Raw genomic sequence first — 16,784 nt, 5'->3', positions numbered from 1 at the left:
GACCGGGAACATGGCTAGATGATTTCCGGTTTCCATGACGGATTGCTCTTCCGGAAGTTGTCGACGATGTCTTGCATCTTCTTGCTGGCGTCTTGCCATGCTTCCTTGGTGTTTCGGTTCTCCAAAAGGATCTCCTGGAACATCACGCCGTCGACCGCAGGTGCGGCCCAAATTTGAGAACCGAAAGGAGCCAAGTTTGTGATTCTCTTTTCGTACTTTCCGTCGACCACCGCGCCCATGCTGACCGAAGCCGTCATGGCGTTTGGAGCGCAGTCCATAAAGGTCTGAACCCAGTCGCCATGCTTCTTGAAGAATTCTTCCTTGGGGTTTGCCAGCTCCTTCTTGAACTCCGTCATGACGCTCTTCAACGGTGGAAGCAAGTGGCCGGGAACCGTTTTCGCGAAAGCGAGTGCATCGGGACCTGTGGTCAGTCGCTTCAAGAATTCGCGGGCCATCTCCGGGTTGGCCGTCTTCGAGTAGATCGCGTACTGCTGGCTCGAACCAAAGTGCAGATCTCCGGTCATGAAGTCGCCGGCCGGGATGCGCATGACACCGGTCTTGGCGGCCAGTTCCGGGTCGCGCTCCGCGATGACCGCTCCCATGCGTCCGGGGAATGTGGCGAAGGCGGCCTGTCCGGCCGTGTATGCGGAAACGATGTCTCCGAATGCCGCGTTGTGCATGGACTTCGGTGCGAATTTCATGACGGATACGAATTTTTCAACGGCGCCGAGGACGTCGGGGTTGTTGAAAGTGACATTGCCTTCACGGTCGAAGTAGTCGTGGCCCGACTGGTAGATGTACGGAGCAAAGAACTGCAGGGGCAGCTGCGGGGTCGGGCCGACCGCCATCGCCATGCCGGCGATCCCGTCCTTGCCGTGCAAGGTTTCGATGGCGTTGTAGTACTCGTCGAAGGTCTTGGGGACGGATAGACCGGCACCCTCCAACAGGTCCTTGCGGTAGTAGACCAGAGACGAATTGGATTGCAACGGCATGGCGACGTCATGTCCGTCGACGATGATGCGGGTGCCGTCCATGAAATCATCGGCCCCGATCTCTTTGACCAGGTCATCCAGGTTCGACAAATGACCGGCCCGAGCGAAGTCGGGGAATGAGCTCACCGCCGGGGAGAAGATTCCGACGTCTACCTTGTTCTGGAATGCCGTCGTGAGGTACTGGAGTTGGTTGGCATCCGCGTAGACGGTTACCTTGACGTCCATGTCGGGAAAGTCTTTTTTGAAGTTCTCAATTGTCAGGTTGTAGAAGGCCAGCGTGGCCGGATCGTTTTCTACCGTGTACAGAGGAATGACGTTGCTGGTTTTTCCTGGCGAACCAGCGTTTGAGGCAGTGCCCCCGGCACAGGCGCTCAGGAGCACCGAGGCCGAAAGACCCATGGCGCCGGCAAGAAACCCTCGGCGTCCAAGGTCTCCATTGACCAAACGTTTTTTGAGGTTCCGCAGAGTTGCGTGTTCGCTTTCCATTCCAGCATTCATTGTCAGACTCCTTTGGGTAGTGCGAGGTGATCGAGGAACAGTTCGGTGGTGATCGGATCGGCTTCCAGGGGGACTCCAACCGCGAGAAGTTCTATGTTGCCCAGCAACGCATCCATGGCGGGCGTTTCTATCCCCAAGGTCCTGGCCAAGGAAGCCCACTGTGCGACGCCGAATGGGACGTCGTCAGCGATATATCGGTAGTCGAGACTTGGTGGTGATGGAACCCGCTCGAAATTGGCGAAGTTGAGTAGGCACTCGACAATTCCGTTGCCCATCATGCCTTCTTCGCCGTAGAAACGAATCATCCATTCACGAACGGTGAGTGCCTCGGCTCCGACGCGTCGAGCAATTTCGATTCGTTCGGCATCTATTCGTTCGATGAGACGTCCAGCGGCGGGTGACAACCCATTGCGGTAGAAACTGAATTCTTCGCCGTTCTCAACACGGATCGCGTTGAGTAGCACCACACTGGGGTGAATCATATGGTTCGTATTGGACAGGGACGTCGTGCTCAGGTCGCTCAAGGTAAGTTCCGGCAGGTAGCGCTCGAACAAGCTCAATAGCTCCTGTGTCGCCACAAGCGATTCAGCGGCGAACGGGAGGGAATGCTTGAGTGTGTGAGATCTAAGGTTTCCGTTTTCGATGGTTCCCGAGACTGGGAATCCGGTGGTCTCCGCCAGGCGTGGTGGAACCAACGACCATTCCTCGAACCACTTTTTGACCCGCAAAACGCCACCAAATCCGCCTGGTGCAAGCAACAGCGGCTTTCCGGAAAGCGCAAATCGAAGGGGTTCGATGGCCTCTCGAAGCCTGCGCGACTCCGTGACGACGATTGCCGCCTCGAATTGTTGGCTCGCTGCTTCCCTCACCGATAGCGGAATGACATCGACTGCCAGCACGCCGCCATCTCGTTCTACTGCTACGACTGGAACTTGATTGCTTGCACTGAGATACACCATCTCGCCAGAAACGGATGCAACATATCCAGCAACGTTGACAGCTTGCTGGTCTCCAAAAATTAGAATGGACAACTTTCACCTCCGACTCTCGATTGCCCGTGTGATCTGAGTAACAGTCCAATCTAAAATTTGAGTCGTGTCAAGCAAAAATCCAACTTAAATTTCAGTAGAATTTTTCGGATTAGATTGGTAATCTTGCGAAATGATGACCTCATCCAAGGTGTCGCTTGTCGACCGTGCCTACCACCTAGCCAAAGGTCGAATCCTCAGCGCACAGCTCATGCCAGATTCGGTCATTGACGAGAACGCCCTTGCCGTCGAACTCGGCGCCAGTAAAACGCCTGTCCGCCAAGCACTGGTCCGACTGTCTTCCGAGGGATTCATTCGGATACTCCCCCAACGGGGAACCTTGGTAAACCGAATTTCTGCAAACGACATCCGTCACGTCTACTTGCTTCGTGCACTCCTGGAGCCAGCCGCAAGTGAAATAGCCGCATTGAAAGCCACGGCTGCCCAGATTGCTTATCTAGAGGACCTGGATGAAGTGTTCCAACGGAGCGATGAAAATTCCCCGGACTTGGATACTCATAGTTCCATCCATGTTGGCATTGCTGCGCTTGCGGGAATTCCAAAGATGACCAAAATTATTGCCGAATTGCAGGACCAAATGCATTGGTTCTTGTCGGTTCGTGCCGCCGAAGGTGGTCCATTGCCGCCGCGACACAGGCACACTGAACTCATCGACGCCATCAAGAGCGGTGATCCACATCGTGCCAGAGCAATCACCGAAGAGAGCATCTCAAGGTCACGTACGCAGATAACATCACAGATGGCCGAAGAGCAAGATTATGGGCTACTTACCGGCAAGAGCGACACCCGCTAGATTACGCAGATCCTTGGCACTCGACGGTTAGAACTTTCCATTCTCCGGGCTGAATCAAAAGATCAGCTGCGCGAACCACTGAGAGATTGCAGAGGTCTCGTCACTGTATTGCCCGCAGCATTTCGCCGGCCGACGTGTAACTAGGCTCAAACAGTGCGGGGGCATTGCGTCCGAATACGGATGCCATGCCCCCATTTGGTTTCTATCAGTACTGCGTCGGCGGCGACCACCACGGCACTGATCTTATAGTGCGCTCCACGTAAAATTCGGTTGCCCCCCGGCCAGGAATGCCGCCTGTCCTACGCGGAAGTCCTCACTATCCGGCAGTTGCGCCCATTCGGCATCCCACAATGCCTCACTGCCCCGACCATCTACGGCAACCATGGAATCAATGAGCGCTTTCATGGTGTGGACCGAGTATTGAGAGCGTTCGGCGATTCGCAGAACCAATGACTGGCTGGACTCCTCGAACTCTGCCTCCGGCATCGTTTCGGTCAGCAGACCCCAATCTGCCGCTTTCTTGGCGGGGATCAGATCTGCGCTGAACAGCACGTATTTTGCCTTGTCGGCACCAAGGCGCTGCACCAGCCGCTCAATGCCGCTGCGTGGATAGATGATGCCGAGTTTGGACGGGGTCACCGCCAGTTTCACCGTTTCGGCGGCAATGCTCATGTCGCAAGCCGATGCGATCTGCCACCCGCCGCCCATGCAGATTCCTTCCACCAACGCGACGGTTGGTTTGGATGCCGACTGGAGCGCAGCGTCGGCCTCGCTGAGCCGGTCAATCATCTGCCCGTCGGGGCCGTTGTCGAAGAGCACCTGGTGCAGTTCATTGATCGCGGCGCCGGCGGAGAAGTCCTTTCCCCGTCCGCGCAGGGTGATGACCTTGACCCGTGGGTCGGCGTCTGCCCGTTGCACGGCCTCCGCCAGGGAGATGCACATGTCCCGGGTCATGGCGTTGCGTTGGCGCGGATTGTCGATCACGATCCGGCCGATGCAGCCGTCAACTTCGAGGTTGATCTGCCCGCACTCGGTGGCGGCCACCAGGGTTTCCGTATTCATCGTGCTGCCACTCCGCTCTGGCTCAGCGCCTTTGGTTCGCGAACGATGCCCTCGATGACCAGTAAATCTATCTGTTCCGCGGACAACCCCATGGAGTCCAGGATCTCTCGGCTGTGTTCCCCGAGCGCAGGTGGCGCCTGCCTGACAGGCGTTGGTTCGTTGTCGACGCTGATCGGCCCGCGCAGGAGACGCAGTCTTGAACCATCTGCCCGCTGGGTCTCGGCAATGAGTTTCAGCGCCTGCGCCTGTTCGCTGTTGACCGCCTTCAGGTAATCGAGCACCGGGCCACACGGGATTCCAACGGCATTGATCGTTTCAATCCACTCGCTCGCCGGCCGCTCAACAAGGACTTCCAGAATGCACTCGTTGAGTTCATCCCTATTAATCGCCCGGTCCCGACTCGTGCCGAAGCGTGGGTCATTGAAGAGTTCGGGACGGTCCAGGATGGAGCAGAACACCTTCCACTGGGCCTCCGTGCCGACAGCAACCACAATGTTTTCCGTCGCCGTGGCATAGGCGCCATAGGGCGCAATCGTCGGGTGGTTGTTGCCCTGCGGCACCGGCGCCCGGTTCAGCGAGAGGGCGGTCTGGCCCTGGAACGCGGAGAGACCAAGCGCGGTTTCAAACAGGGAGGTGGAAACCCGCGCGGCCCCGTTGCCGTTCAGCCGAGAGTAGAGTGCGCTCACCAACGCGAAGGCCGCGGCCATGCCCGTGGCGATGTCGACCAGCGGGATCCCCACGCGGTAGGTTTCCTCGGCGTTCTTGCCCGTCACGGAGGTCAGCCCGGAAGCCGCCTGGATCACCTGGTCCAGTCCGGCCCTGTCCTTCCACGGTCCGGCCGCGCCGTACCCGGTGATCGAGGAGACGACCAGGCGCGGGTTGATTTCACGGAGCCGGTCCGGGCCGAGCCCCATCTTTTCCATGGTGCCGGGCTTGAAGTTTTCCACCAGCGCATCCGCATCGGCCAGAAGCCGGTCCAGCAGGTCCCGGCCTTCCTCGCTGTAGAGATCCACGGAGATGGACTTCTTGTTGCGGTTGGTCGAGTCGAAGTAAAGGCTGTGGTCCCCCTGGAAGGGAGGCCAGGCGCGCGAGGAGTCTCCCCCGCTGGTTGTCTCGATCTTGATGACCTCTGCACCCATGTCGGCCAGCAGCGCCGTGCAATAGGGGCCGGCAAGCGCGCGGCTGAGGTCGATGACTCGGATTCCGTTCAGTGGCATCAAGTGGTGCTCCTTGGTCAAGGTAGTGGTGAGTGGCGGAGGGCGCTAAAACATCGTCGGTACGACGAGTGCCCCAACCAGTAGCAGTGGGCCGACAACCACCATTGACAGTCCCCAGCGCGTCAACAGCTGGTTGATCCGGGGCCGTTCCTCTTCGTCGACGGTTGCCACCAGTGTTGCGCCCACCGTTGAGAACGGGGAGACGTCCACGATCGAGGAGCAAACTCCGAGTGCCGCGATGACGGCCCATCCGGCGATGTCTCCTGAGGCGACCAACGGGATTGCCAGGGGAACCAGTGCCGCCAGCATTCCGGTGGTCGATGCGAACGCCGAGACCAAGCCGCCGATCAGGCAAATAACAAGCGCCGCGATCAGGGGTGTGCCGATCTGGCTTGCAGCGTCGCCCAGCATCTCCACGGCGCCCATCTTCTGCAGGACGCCCACGAAGGTGATGATTCCTCCGACCATCAGCACCGTTGACCAGTCGATCTGGCTGACAGCGGCCTTGCCGGTCTTCGGGTCGACGAGTGTCATGACCGCTGCGAAGGCAAAGCAGAGCACACCGATGTCCGGGTTGCGGTCGAACACGGCCAAGGCAATGACGCTTGCCACCAGGCCGGCCATGCATAGGACGGTGATGAGCTGGGTGGCATTCATCTTGGTGCGCGGTTCAACCGGGACATCGACGGTCTCAAGGACCCGGACGCCGGCCTGCGCCGCCTGGCGACTGCGTTCGGTCAGGCCTTCGCGTTCGAACGGATGGGCGGGCAGTGGTTTCCTGTTGCTGAAGCGCGGCATGGCGGTGTTGTCCAGGCCGCCGGTCTTCTGCGAGCGGAGCAATCCGAAGCCCCCGAACATCACGTACGCGGCGAAGAGCAGGATCAGGTTGGCGCCGAGTGCCACGCCGAAGAGAACCAGCGGGTTCAGGTCGATGCCGACCGAGTGTGCGGTACCGTAGGTGACGATTCCGAAGAGGCTCGTGGGTGCGAAACCGCCTGCGCTCAAGCCGCAGCCAATCGCCAGGCCCATGAGCATCCTGTCGATTCCGTACTTCTTGGCCAGCGGCATTCCGATGGGCGTCATGACCAAACCGGCAAGTGGCGATCCCATGGCGGAGATACCGGCAGTGAGCGCGAAGAAGACCAGCGGGAGGATGAAGGCGTTGTCGCCCACCTTGGCGATGGCGGCTTCGATGATCCGATCGACCGTCCCGTTCGCCTGGGCGATCGCGAAGAAGTAGGTGACGCCCACCAGTAACACGAGGATGGAGATCGGGAAACCGTCGATCACCTCACTGAGCTTCATGTCGGCCAGCCAGATACCAACGCCCGCTGCTGCGGCGAACATGATGACGCCCAGGTGGACCTTGCGTAGGGTTGCCAGCGCGAAAATCCCCACGAAGATCAATAGAGCAAGAACTTGAGAAAGCATGCCTAACCTTTCACAACAACGGGAATGGTTCATCCAGTGAACCGACGGTTCATTTCTGGAATGTGGATGTAAGCTATATCACAACCCGTGGTTGGTCAAGGAAAGATCGGTAAACATCTAAATGAGTACGCAGAGCGTGGTGACGGCAATCAAAGTCATCGAGACGATTTCGTTGCACCAGCCCATCGGGCTCTCGGATATCGCCAAGCAGCTGGACTCATCGAAGGCAACGGTTCTGCGCATGCTCAGCACCCTGAAGGAGCTGAATTGGGTCACGCAAAGCGAGTCGCGCGATGCGGCATGGTCTTTGACGATTCACGCCTACGCCGTCACCGCGAGGGCAAGCATAGGCGCGAATCTCCGCGATGTGGCCATCGGTCCCATGAACGGCCTGCAGCTGGACACCCAGGAAACGGTTCACTTGTGTGTCCCCGATGGCGACGCATTGGTCGTGGTTGAACGCCTCGATACGCCACACGTCCTGCGGGCCTTCCTGGCTCTGGGAACCCAGATTCCGCTCCACGCCTCGGCGACCGGATTGGCATTTCTCGCAGCATCTTCGGACGCATATGTGCACGACATCCTGGGCGGCTCGCTCGAGAAGGTCAGCGACCAAACAAAAACCCAACCCAGCAGCGTTTGGCAGCTCATCAGGGAATCCCGGGAACGCGGTTATTCAATCAACGAAGAGGGGCTGAGTAGCGGCATCACGTCGGTGGGCGCGGCAATCGTCAGCTCATCCGGAAAGCCCCTCGGCTGCGTGTCGATTTCCGGCCCTTCCAGCCGAATTGTCGCTGCGAAGTTTGAAGATTTTGGCACTGCGGTGGCGCGGACTGCCCGTGAAATCAGCGTCCTTCTGGGAAAACGCTCATTGGACGGTGCGGGGCGCGTTCGCCGTTGAGGTGGACAACAAACTGGCAGCCTCGGCCGCTTTTGCCTTAGCGCGCCACCGCATTAGCAGTGGTAAATACGCTGACAGGCATTTCACGCTGCAATTTCCAGGTGATCGCGATCGGCTTGGAACCCTGGTGCTTGACGTAGTCGACGGCACCCAAACAGGTGAATGGCATGACCATCCCGTCTACATCTTTTGCGACGTCGCGGGTGAACAGCAAGATATGTGAGTCGTGTTCCTTGCGGTTCAGGTAGCGCCGTCCTGTTGGGCTGGTTGGAGCGGTTGCGTTCTGTGATTCCCAGTGGAAGAGTCGTGGGCTGATCGCGTAATCCTTGTAGAGCGTATTGGGACCTTGGACGGCTTCATCCTTGTTCAGCGTCACGAAAAGAGCATCTGCACTTACCTGCGGACACCAGGCAACGCCCTCGCGGTGGTTAACGCCCTTGCCCTGTTCCAAGGAACCATAATCTAGGGCCGCGAGCACTTCAGATCGCCGGTAGGTGGCGTGGGAGTACAGCGGAATCTGCTGCAACCCCAGTGGCAGTCCCTTGGGTGCATGCGGGTTTCGAGCAACGCCACGTGAAAATGCTGCAAGCAACTCCTGCACCAGGTATCCGTTGGCACGGATACGATCTAGCCCGTCGTCGTAGGTGGCAAAGCCTCCGCCGTTGTCCCAGAACGTGAAGAACAGCATTCGCGCGAATACCTGTTTCCGATCCCCCAGTTCCGCATAACGTGGAGCATCGATGGAAAGCAGGTCTGAATACGCCTCGGCGCGCTCGGCATCATCAATGTGAAGGAAACGAGTGACTCTCTTGAGCATCTCACGCTCCTCGTCCTGCTGGGCGACTTCAAACTCAACCAGGCTTTCCTCCCATGGGGAACGCGCTGAGATCAGCCCAGCACGGCGGAGCAGGTCCGTCCAGGAATCCCCCGTCTTGCGGTAGACGTCCTTGACGTCCCTGCCGGATTCTTCAAGATAGTTATCCAGCCCAAGCAGTCCATGGGACCTGATTTCACGAACAAGCGCCGGCTTGTTGAGCTTGAGTTGGGATCGAATGTTCTCCAGCACGATGGTGCGCGCCACCCGGTCAAGCATGAGCTGGCATCCCGATGGCAGCCCTGGCGCGCCCTCGTCAATGATGCGTTCCAGCTTCTTGCGCGGAACATCCAACAGGGCACGATACTTGACGTCGAAGCGGAACTCCCGGCGTTGCTGGCCAATGAAGTCCAGCACGGTGAGCACTGCCTTGTCGTCGGCGCGACGCAGTCCACGTCCGAGTTGCTGAAGGAATATGGTCGAGCTCTGGGTGGGACGCAGCAGAAGGATCGTGTCGATCTCCGGCACGTCGAGTCCCTCGTTGAAGAGGTCCACGGCGAAGATGCAGTTCAGTTCCCGGGCACGTAGCTTGGCCAGTGCCCCCTCGCGCTCCTCGGTACTCGAGTTTCCCGACACTGCCACCGAAGGGATACCAGCCTCGTTGAAGACCTTGGCCATGTAGATCGCATGTTGTACCGAGACACAAAAACCCAGCGCGCGCATCATGGGGGTACTGAGCACCTTGTCGCGAAGTTCGTTGATGATCTTCAGCGCACGCATGTCGTTGCCCGTGTACACATTGCTCAGCTGCTCCAGGTCGTAGGACCCTCGTTTCCATTCGATCGCGCTAAGGTCGACGCCGTCCGCCACCCCGAAGTAGTGGAAGGGAACCAGCAGATCGGCGTCCAGGGCATCCCACAGACGCAGCTCAGAGGCAATCCGTCCATCGAAGTAGGTGTCCGCCACGTTGATGCCGTCACCTCGTTCGGGCGTTGCTGTAAGTCCCAGTAATTCGATGGGTTTCAAATGCTCAATGAGCTTGCGGTACGAGGATGCCTCGGCATGGTGGAATTCGTCGATCACCACGACGTCAAAAGCCCGTGGGTCGATCTTGCCGAGACCGAATGCCGCCAGTGACTGCACGCTGGCGAACACGTGTTTCCAAGCGATCGGCTTTTGCCCGTCGACAAACATTTCGCCGAAGGAACCTTTGCCCAGGACCTTGCGATACGTTTTCAGGGATTGCTCAAGAATTTCCTTGCGGTGTGCCACAAACAAGAGAGTGAGTTCCCGTCCCGCTGATTCGCACAGGCGTTTGTAGTCCAGTGCTGCCAGAACCGTCTTGCCGGTGCCCGTCGCAGCAACCACCAAGTTCCGGTGCTCGTTGCGGTTTGTCCGTGCGGCATCAAGCTCTTCCAGCATTTCCTTCTGGTGCAATAGCGGATGCACCTCCAAGCCAGTGGATCCGAGCGTTCGCTCTGCAGTTGTTCCGCCGGCACGTTTCAATGCAGCATCCAGCCGCTCCGCGTCCGTGTCAGGATCGTAGGGAACGAAGGCGTCATCTTCCCAGTAGCTGTCAAAGGTCAGTGCGAATTTTTGCAGGAGTCCGGGGGTTGCGACGCCCGATAGCCGCACATTCCATTCGAGCCCGTCAAGCAGAGCTGGGCGGCTGAGGTTTGAACTCCCAACGTAGGCGGTATCAAACCCCGAGTTGCGGTGGAACATCCATGCCTTGGCATGGAGCCTCGTCGCGTTGGTCTCGTAGTTGATCCGGACTTCAGCACCGAATCGGCGAACTAATTCATCAATGGCGTGGCGCTGGGTGGCACCCATGTAGGTCGTGGTGATGACGCGTATCGGGATGCCGTGGTCTTTGAGCGCCTCGAGCGATTCGGAAAGCAGCCTCAAGCCTTCCCACTTGATGAAGGCGCACAACAGGTCAATACGATTCGCTGAGGAAAGTTCGGCTCGCAGTTCAGCGGCCAGCTGTGGGTCTTCGCGACTGTTCGTGAGAAGTGCTGCTGCACTCATGGAGGTTTGTGGTCTCTTGAATGACCGCGCACGGACGTCGTCCTCGCGTTGTAGCTCTATGAGCTTCTGCGGCCCTGGCAGAATGTCGTCGTCGTGACCTATGAGTTCAAGCAGCTGATTGGTCAGCGTGATCATCTGAGTTGGTTCCAGCGTACTCAGTCGGTTTTCGATGGCCCGGCCAAGAAAACAGGCCAGTTCACTCGGTGCGTTCTCAGCCCGAACTGCCTCCACCGAACGCCTGTAACCAGCCAACGATTCCAGCCGGTTGGCCAACCGCTCTGTCAGCAGGCTCTCGAAAACCCCTTCACCCAAGTCGAACTGGTTATTTGTTCCGGCAATCTCCATGTGGCCAGGCTACTGGAAATAGGCATCCATTAGGGGGTTCTCGCAACTATTGATGGGCAGTCCTGCGTTCCTCAATTTTTGAGGAATCCATCGTTTTGTGCAGGCGCTCATCTTCGAATCTAGTTATTGCGCAATCGGAGGCCTATCTGGGTTCTTTATTAAGGATCCCCCACCGCGACATCCGAGCACCAAAAATCAGACATTCAAATACATTGAAAAGCCGGGGATCTACCTGGCCTCTCGATTCGCGGTTGCCCCGCCCGCAAAACCGTCCCGCCAAGGTGACACAAACGCTACACTCGAGACATGTCACCGCACCTGGTCGGGTACGCCCGCGTCTCCACCAACTCCCAAGACCTCAGCTCCCAACAATCCGGGCTCAAGGCCCTCGGCGTCCCGGACGACCTGGTCTACGTCGACCACGGACTCACCGGACGCAACCGCGAACGCCCCGGACTCCAACAGGCCCTCGCCGCCTGCCGCGCCGGCGACACCCTCGTGGTCACCAAACTCGACCGACTCGCCCGCTCCCTGCCCGACGCCCGCGACATCGTCGAAGACCTCACCAAAAGAAACGTCAAGCTCAGCCTCGGCGGATCCATCCACGACCCCACCGACCCCGTCGGCAAGCTCCTCTTCAACGTCCTGGCCATGGTCGCCGAATTCGAATCCGACCTCATCCGCGCCCGCACCCGCGAAGGCATGCAAATCGCCAAGGCCAAGGGCAAGCTCCGCGGCAAGCAACCCAAGCTCTCCCCCGCCCAGGAAAAACACCTCGTCGCACTCCACCAAGGAGGACAACACACGTCCGCGGAAATCGCCGAGCTCTTCGGGATCGCCCGGAGCACGGTGTACCGAATCGTTCAACGGACTCAATGAAACCTGCTCGTAAAGGATCGCAACCAGCGAAAGTAAGTCGTTCCCCCAATCTTCCCCCAAGTCCTACGGATCAATTGACGGTGGATTCCAGTAGGGAATCTCGGAATTGCCCGGCTTATCAAGGACGATGGCAACGCTATGGCGAGCTCGGGTTATGCCAACGTAGAACTTCGCTCGAGTCCCGTCCTTGAGTTCGGCACCTGACGTTAGGTGCTTGATCATCGTGGTCGTCGGGTTGATTAGGACGCGGTCGTAAGTAAGGCCTTTCACGTCGCCCATGTTTCGCCCCCTCAGTCCATACGTTTCTGAATTCTTGTCCCACACTAGGAGTTGTGGGGAATGTCTGCCGGCGTAGAGGGGCACGTCGGCACTCTTAACTAGAAAAATGCCATCATGGTCTGTGAATTTTGAATTGCGGGATTGTGTCTGCTCCAAGTCGGGGTAAAGCGCATCGGAGAAATCGCAGATCGACTGGTTGCAGCGCAGGGAATGTCGGTGAACTTCCTTTTCGATCATTCCCTTGGCCTCCAGTGCATCAATCCATCTGACGATGTTTGACTTTGTGAGGGCTCGGTTGGTCCGGGACTGCGTGGTGGAGAAAGTTCCTTGTCGGGGATCCCCACTCACGGTGACCGTTGTGGTGGAACCCATAAGTAGTTCGAGGAATTCAAAATCCCGCGCTGAGATGTCCTGAATTTCATCAAAATATAAGTGATCGAAAATGCCGGATATCCGGTCAATGACGGCCCCGCCGGATTGCTCGTTCAAGAGAACCGCGAGTTCCGCCAAGAACTCGCGATAGACATTGCCGGATGGGTCGAGATAGTAGCGGTGGACATCTGTCTTCTTGGGACGCCCTGGCCTCGGGTCGAAGTGAAGTCCGCCTACGACGTTTACGCCCAGGGTCGGGTTCTGGTACGGCCTGATCCCATGTCGAAGCAGGAATGTGAGCCACGGGATCACTTCGATGTTCGCTGGGAGGATGCCAGCCTTCTTGATGAACCGCGCGCGGATCTCGTTCGCGCCGTTGTCAGTAAACGTGGTTAACAGCACCCGCTGCACTGGTGGAACGGAGAGGGCACGAACAACAAGTTCTTCCGTCTTGCCGGAGCCGGCGGACGCCACGATGGCCTTATTGGACAAATTCAATGGCATTTTCAATGTATCCAGGCATGTTGATACTGATCGGGGATTCGAAAATGGTCAGTGCCGATTCAGTCTTTCCAGCTGTCAGGGCCTTCGCCATCTCGGCCGCTGTTCCATAAGAGGTGCCAAAGACTGTGTTTAGCGCTGGCCCGGCAGAGGCAACCAACTGTGGTTCAAGAGTGCGTCCGTGCTCCACTTTCCCGACGAATCCTTGGATTTGGCCGTGGACTTCGAAATCCTCAAAGCGCTTGCGCGCTTTGGCATCGCTACTGTCGTCGTCAAGATCCGTGACGACCGCGATTTTGCGCCCCAGCGCGGCACCAAGTTCAAGGAAGCGTTTGAAGGCGAGGGCCTGGACACTGATCACATCAACTCCATCTGCAATGGGCAAGTGGCCGTACTTTTGGAGATACGCCTTCTGGACGATCAGTTCGTCCGAAGGGCCTTCGACCAGAATGACAGCTCTGGCCAACACCATCCTCAACGTGTCATAGCCGGCCAGGCGCAAGAAGTAGCTTTTCGTTTCTAGGCTCAAAGCGCTCAGCGTGGTGTAGGTAGAACCGGACATCAGACGAAGCTTGTCGATGCCGAGTTTGTTGAGCACGAATGAGCTATGGGTCGTGATGATCAGTTGCTGACCGACGATCCTGTCCCTGATCCTTTCGATCAGGGTATTTAGGTTGGCATGTGAAAGGTGATTTTCTGGCTCTTCGACCATGACCACATGGCGGTCCTGACCGCCCTTGTCGAGTGCCAGCAAGATCTTGAATGCGGACTTCTCACCTTGCCCAATGAGGTCGAAGGGTACGCCGTCGAGATGGGGAACGAGCCCGGACTCCCACGAAGATTTGGCCGAAGCGTCCGTCGCAAGTGTCAGATTCTTCTTGCTCATCGTTGTTCGAGTAGCGCTGATGGAGGTGTTGGCCGCCGTGAAAGCCGGGTCTTTGATCAGGCCTTCGCGGTGGGATCGAAAGGCCAACGAGAGTTTGGCTCGTGCATCCGGGGAAAGGTGTTGGCTGATGGTCCTTCGAAGGTAGTAGTCCGTCCCGCTCTGTAGCTTCAGCGTTGAAGCGTCGATCACCGCCGTCGTCACCAACGGGCGCGTGCCGGCAACATTCTGGCCGGCAAAGTCTGTGCGGTTTATTCGGTAGAACTCCACCGGAATTGAGACGACCTTGTCAGGCTCGCCCATATAGGTGGCATATTCTGCGGCGTAAGAAGAATCCAATTCAATTTCCACCCGGATCCCAGGAACGTCGAGCGCCAGTGAGTTGTTCTTGCCTTTTTGCACGCTGAGTGATGCCTCGTCGCGGAAATAGGCCTCAATAACAATCGCCGGTGGAGGCGTTGCTTTTCCGGCAAAGATGGCTTCAAAGAAGCGCTGGCAAACTTCTTGGTTGAACCAATGCGGAGTCAATTCTGTTTCTAGCGGGCGCCCTCCGATACGGCCGGTCAGGACCATTTCCAGTGCTTTGACAATCGTTGACTTGCCAGTGTCGTTGTCCCCCACCAAGATATTGAGCTCTTCATCGAACTCCATCTCAAGATGCTCAAATTGAAGAAAATTTTTCAGTACAAGCCGAGAAATCAATTCATTTCCTCATTACTAGATCGCCAACCATGTGCTGTTCTGATTATCGCCCATGGCGGCTGTCGTTTCGGGTCCGTTCAATGGCTGATTCACGATCCAAGAGGGTTGTGTGCCGGGGAAAAGTCGCGGTGCTTCAAAGTCCATTTCTCACGAAACTTCGGGTCATGAAAGTTTGCCGCAGGCGACTTTCTGAAAATTGGCACCGCAAGCATGTGGGCCGTTTACCATTTCGTCGGTGGCCAAGGATAGCTTTGGTTTGGGACGTGGGATCGTTTGAAATGGGGATAAGCAATGATCGGGAAACATAAGGATAATTTCGAGCGGGAGCAAGAAGCACCCAGAAGCCCGTTGAAGAGGTCTATCGACGAGATTGCTACTACTGCGGGAACCGATCACGATTCTGTTCTGAAGGCTGCAAGCCAGTTGGGGATAGTTGCAAATGATCGAAGTACCTCCCTCTCAGTAGGCGACGCCGCAAGGATCCACGCTCAACTGCTCCCGGCGCCCGAGCTCCCACGAGTCAGGGTTTCCAAACCAGAAAGGCCTGCAGCTAAAAAGAATCCGCTAGACGATGCTGTGATCGATTCAGTTCCGCAGGTGCAACAGCGGATTCCCCTACGCAATCCTTTCCACGTAAGACGAGAAAGGGTACAGCCGACGCCCCGTTACCCATCTTCGAAGAGGAAGACACCGCTGGTAACTAAAGCCCCGCCCGAGGGCGTCCCCACGGGTGCACTGATTCCACCTAAACCCCCCAGAACGCGCACTATCCCTGCCGTAGCTTCTAAACCTGTGGTTGCATCTGCTACTGGCTGGAGCGAAGGAAAGGTTCCTGCTCTGACTCCAGAAGATGCGCAAACCCGCGGCAGCAGGGACCCCTTGCCTGGGCTTCTAATGCCTGCGTTGGATGCATATGAAGACCTGCTCTTCGTGACGTCATTCCTCGACCTACTTAGTGATTTCCACCCCCGCGACTATGGAAGATTGTTCTTCTATCTGGGCGACGCCATCGACCTTGATCTGCGGGTGCGTCCCCTGATTCTCAAGAGCCAGCCAGGGGTTGATACGAATCAACTCAGCAGCCCCGAAGAACTCAGGTTCTTGCGGGCAATTTGTGACTACAGGTACGGAATATTCGGGTACCCGCCATCCGTCAGGCTTGTCGCTCGGGATGCTCGCCAACGCACGTCCACTGATGTATCCGAAACCGTCAACGCTGTATGCCGACTGCGTCCAATGGTTCGCGGCCTGATGACCGATATGGTCGGCAGACGATTCATTGCCTGGGATGTTGACCAAGAGACCAGACGCTTCCAGACTGTGGCCTTCGAAGATCTTGAACGATGGATCAGGGGTCTACTTTCCGGGCGCTATATCCGACTCCGCACGAGTTTCATCGATGTTCTCAAACCTGACGGTGAAACAGACTGGGAGACAATCCATTTCATGGTTGCTGCAGCTGAAAATCTTCGGACGTCGGTCCAATTCGTGAAGCAGAAAAGGAACCCGAGGCAACCGGCAGCGAGGCGCACGGAACGTTCTGTCACCTCCAAGGACGCTCATTTGGGTACCCCGGTGACTGTGAGAGACCACAATAAGCTTCTCATTCCAATCACCATTGAAGGTGGCCGGGACGTGTACTTCGGCTTGGAGGAAGGCTTCTTCGAATCAAAGGCTGCCGCTCCACAGAAACATGAGGTGCGGGAGTTTTATCGCAGAGCACCAGGTACCCCGCTTGACGCCCCAAAAACAATCCGCGTCACATCCCATACCCGAGGTGGGACCATATTCGACGATGCCCGGGCGCGCATGCCTGCTGTATCCATTCTGGGGTCGCGACGTCAGTTCTAACCTGGTGGTTCACACCATTCAGAAATCCTGGCTTCTCTGTCAGGCGAAGGCCTGCTCCATTGGGCGGGATACCCGTTGGAGGCGGGTCATGACACCTCGAAGGCTTCCTGAGTTGGGCAGCATTCTGGGGGCATGGGCTTCAGCAATACCGTAGGATAACTGCCCGGTTAGCAGCACCCGCGCT

At 57.5% G+C, this 16,784-nt stretch carries 12 protein-coding genes; 4 read left to right on the top strand and 8 right to left on the bottom strand.

Features of this window, described 5'->3' with window-relative positions:
• Nucleotides 1–14: 14 nt before the first annotated feature.
• Both ACIQLF_RS01795 and ACIQLF_RS01790 read right to left on the bottom strand, forming a co-directional pair.
• A complete protein-coding gene (locus ACIQLF_RS01795; protein ID WP_400293878.1) occupies nt 15–1,490 on the bottom strand; it encodes an ABC transporter substrate-binding protein in 1,476 nt (491 codons plus the stop codon).
• Nucleotides 1,491–1,492: 2 nt separating this feature from the next.
• A complete protein-coding gene (locus ACIQLF_RS01790; RefSeq protein WP_400293877.1) occupies nt 1,493–2,521 on the bottom strand; it encodes an NAD/NADP octopine/nopaline dehydrogenase family protein in 1,029 nt (342 codons plus the stop codon).
• A gap of 130 nt (nt 2,522–2,651) precedes the next feature.
• Between ACIQLF_RS01790 and ACIQLF_RS01785 the strand changes: the two genes are divergently transcribed.
• Nucleotides 2,652–3,332: a GntR family transcriptional regulator gene (locus tag ACIQLF_RS01785; RefSeq protein ID WP_400293876.1), complete on the top strand. Its 681-nt coding sequence runs from the start codon at nt 2,652–2,654 to the stop codon at nt 3,330–3,332.
• Nucleotides 3,333–3,575: 243 nt separating this feature from the next.
• Here ACIQLF_RS01785 and ACIQLF_RS01780 read toward each other — a convergent pair whose 3' ends face one another.
• The 3 genes from ACIQLF_RS01780 to ACIQLF_RS01770 are packed head-to-tail and all read right to left on the bottom strand — an operon-like array spanning nt 3,576 to nt 7,042.
• On the bottom strand, nt 3,576–4,376 hold the full coding sequence (locus ACIQLF_RS01780) for an enoyl-CoA hydratase/isomerase family protein (RefSeq protein ID WP_400293875.1): 801 nt from the start codon (nt 4,374–4,376) through the stop codon (nt 3,576–3,578).
• Between the two features lie 14 nt (nt 4,377–4,390).
• On the bottom strand, nt 4,391–5,611 hold the full coding sequence (locus tag ACIQLF_RS01775) for a CaiB/BaiF CoA transferase family protein (RefSeq protein WP_400293874.1): 1,221 nt from the start codon (nt 5,609–5,611) through the stop codon (nt 4,391–4,393).
• A gap of 45 nt (nt 5,612–5,656) precedes the next feature.
• Nucleotides 5,657–7,042, bottom strand: a complete 1,386-nt coding sequence (locus ACIQLF_RS01770; RefSeq protein ID WP_400293873.1) for an SLC13 family permease — start codon at nt 7,040–7,042, stop codon at nt 5,657–5,659.
• Nucleotides 7,043–7,178: 136 nt separating this feature from the next.
• Between ACIQLF_RS01770 and ACIQLF_RS01765 the strand changes: the two genes are divergently transcribed.
• Nucleotides 7,179–7,943: an IclR family transcriptional regulator gene (locus tag ACIQLF_RS01765; protein ID WP_400293872.1), complete on the top strand. Its 765-nt coding sequence runs from the start codon at nt 7,179–7,181 to the stop codon at nt 7,941–7,943.
• 37 nt (nt 7,944–7,980) lie between these two features.
• Here the strand turns inward: ACIQLF_RS01765 and ACIQLF_RS01760 are convergent, their stop codons facing one another.
• Nucleotides 7,981–11,133, bottom strand: coding sequence for a DUF3427 domain-containing protein (locus ACIQLF_RS01760; protein WP_400293871.1), 3,153 nt, complete (start codon nt 11,131–11,133; stop codon nt 7,981–7,983).
• 306 nt (nt 11,134–11,439) lie between these two features.
• Between ACIQLF_RS01760 and ACIQLF_RS01755 the strand changes: the two genes are divergently transcribed.
• Nucleotides 11,440–12,012 (top strand): recombinase family protein, encoded by a 573-nt coding sequence (locus ACIQLF_RS01755; RefSeq protein WP_400293870.1) that lies wholly within the window; start codon nt 11,440–11,442, stop codon nt 12,010–12,012.
• A gap of 63 nt (nt 12,013–12,075) precedes the next feature.
• Here the strand turns inward: ACIQLF_RS01755 and ACIQLF_RS01750 are convergent, their stop codons facing one another.
• On the bottom strand, nt 12,076–13,167 hold the full coding sequence (locus tag ACIQLF_RS01750; RefSeq protein ID WP_400293869.1) for a UvrD-helicase domain-containing protein: 1,092 nt from the start codon (nt 13,165–13,167) through the stop codon (nt 12,076–12,078).
• Entirely contained in the window at nt 13,145–14,749 is a 1,605-nt protein-coding gene (locus tag ACIQLF_RS01745; RefSeq protein WP_400293868.1) for an ATP-dependent nuclease, read from the bottom strand. The genes ACIQLF_RS01750 and ACIQLF_RS01745 overlap by 23 nt, the downstream gene beginning before the upstream one ends.
• A 903-nt stretch (nt 14,750–15,652) precedes the next feature.
• On the opposite strand from ACIQLF_RS01745, the gene ACIQLF_RS01740 reads away from it, so the two are divergent.
• Nucleotides 15,653–16,600, top strand: coding sequence for a hypothetical protein (locus ACIQLF_RS01740; RefSeq protein WP_400293867.1), 948 nt, complete (start codon nt 15,653–15,655; stop codon nt 16,598–16,600).
• Nucleotides 16,601–16,784 lie beyond the last annotated feature (184 nt).

Origin of the sequence: Paeniglutamicibacter sp. NPDC091659 (genome assembly GCF_044756805.1) — a bacterium.
Taxonomy (GTDB): domain Bacteria; phylum Actinomycetota; class Actinomycetes; order Actinomycetales; family Micrococcaceae; genus Paeniglutamicibacter.
This window is presented reverse-complemented; position numbering and strand designations above follow the sequence as displayed.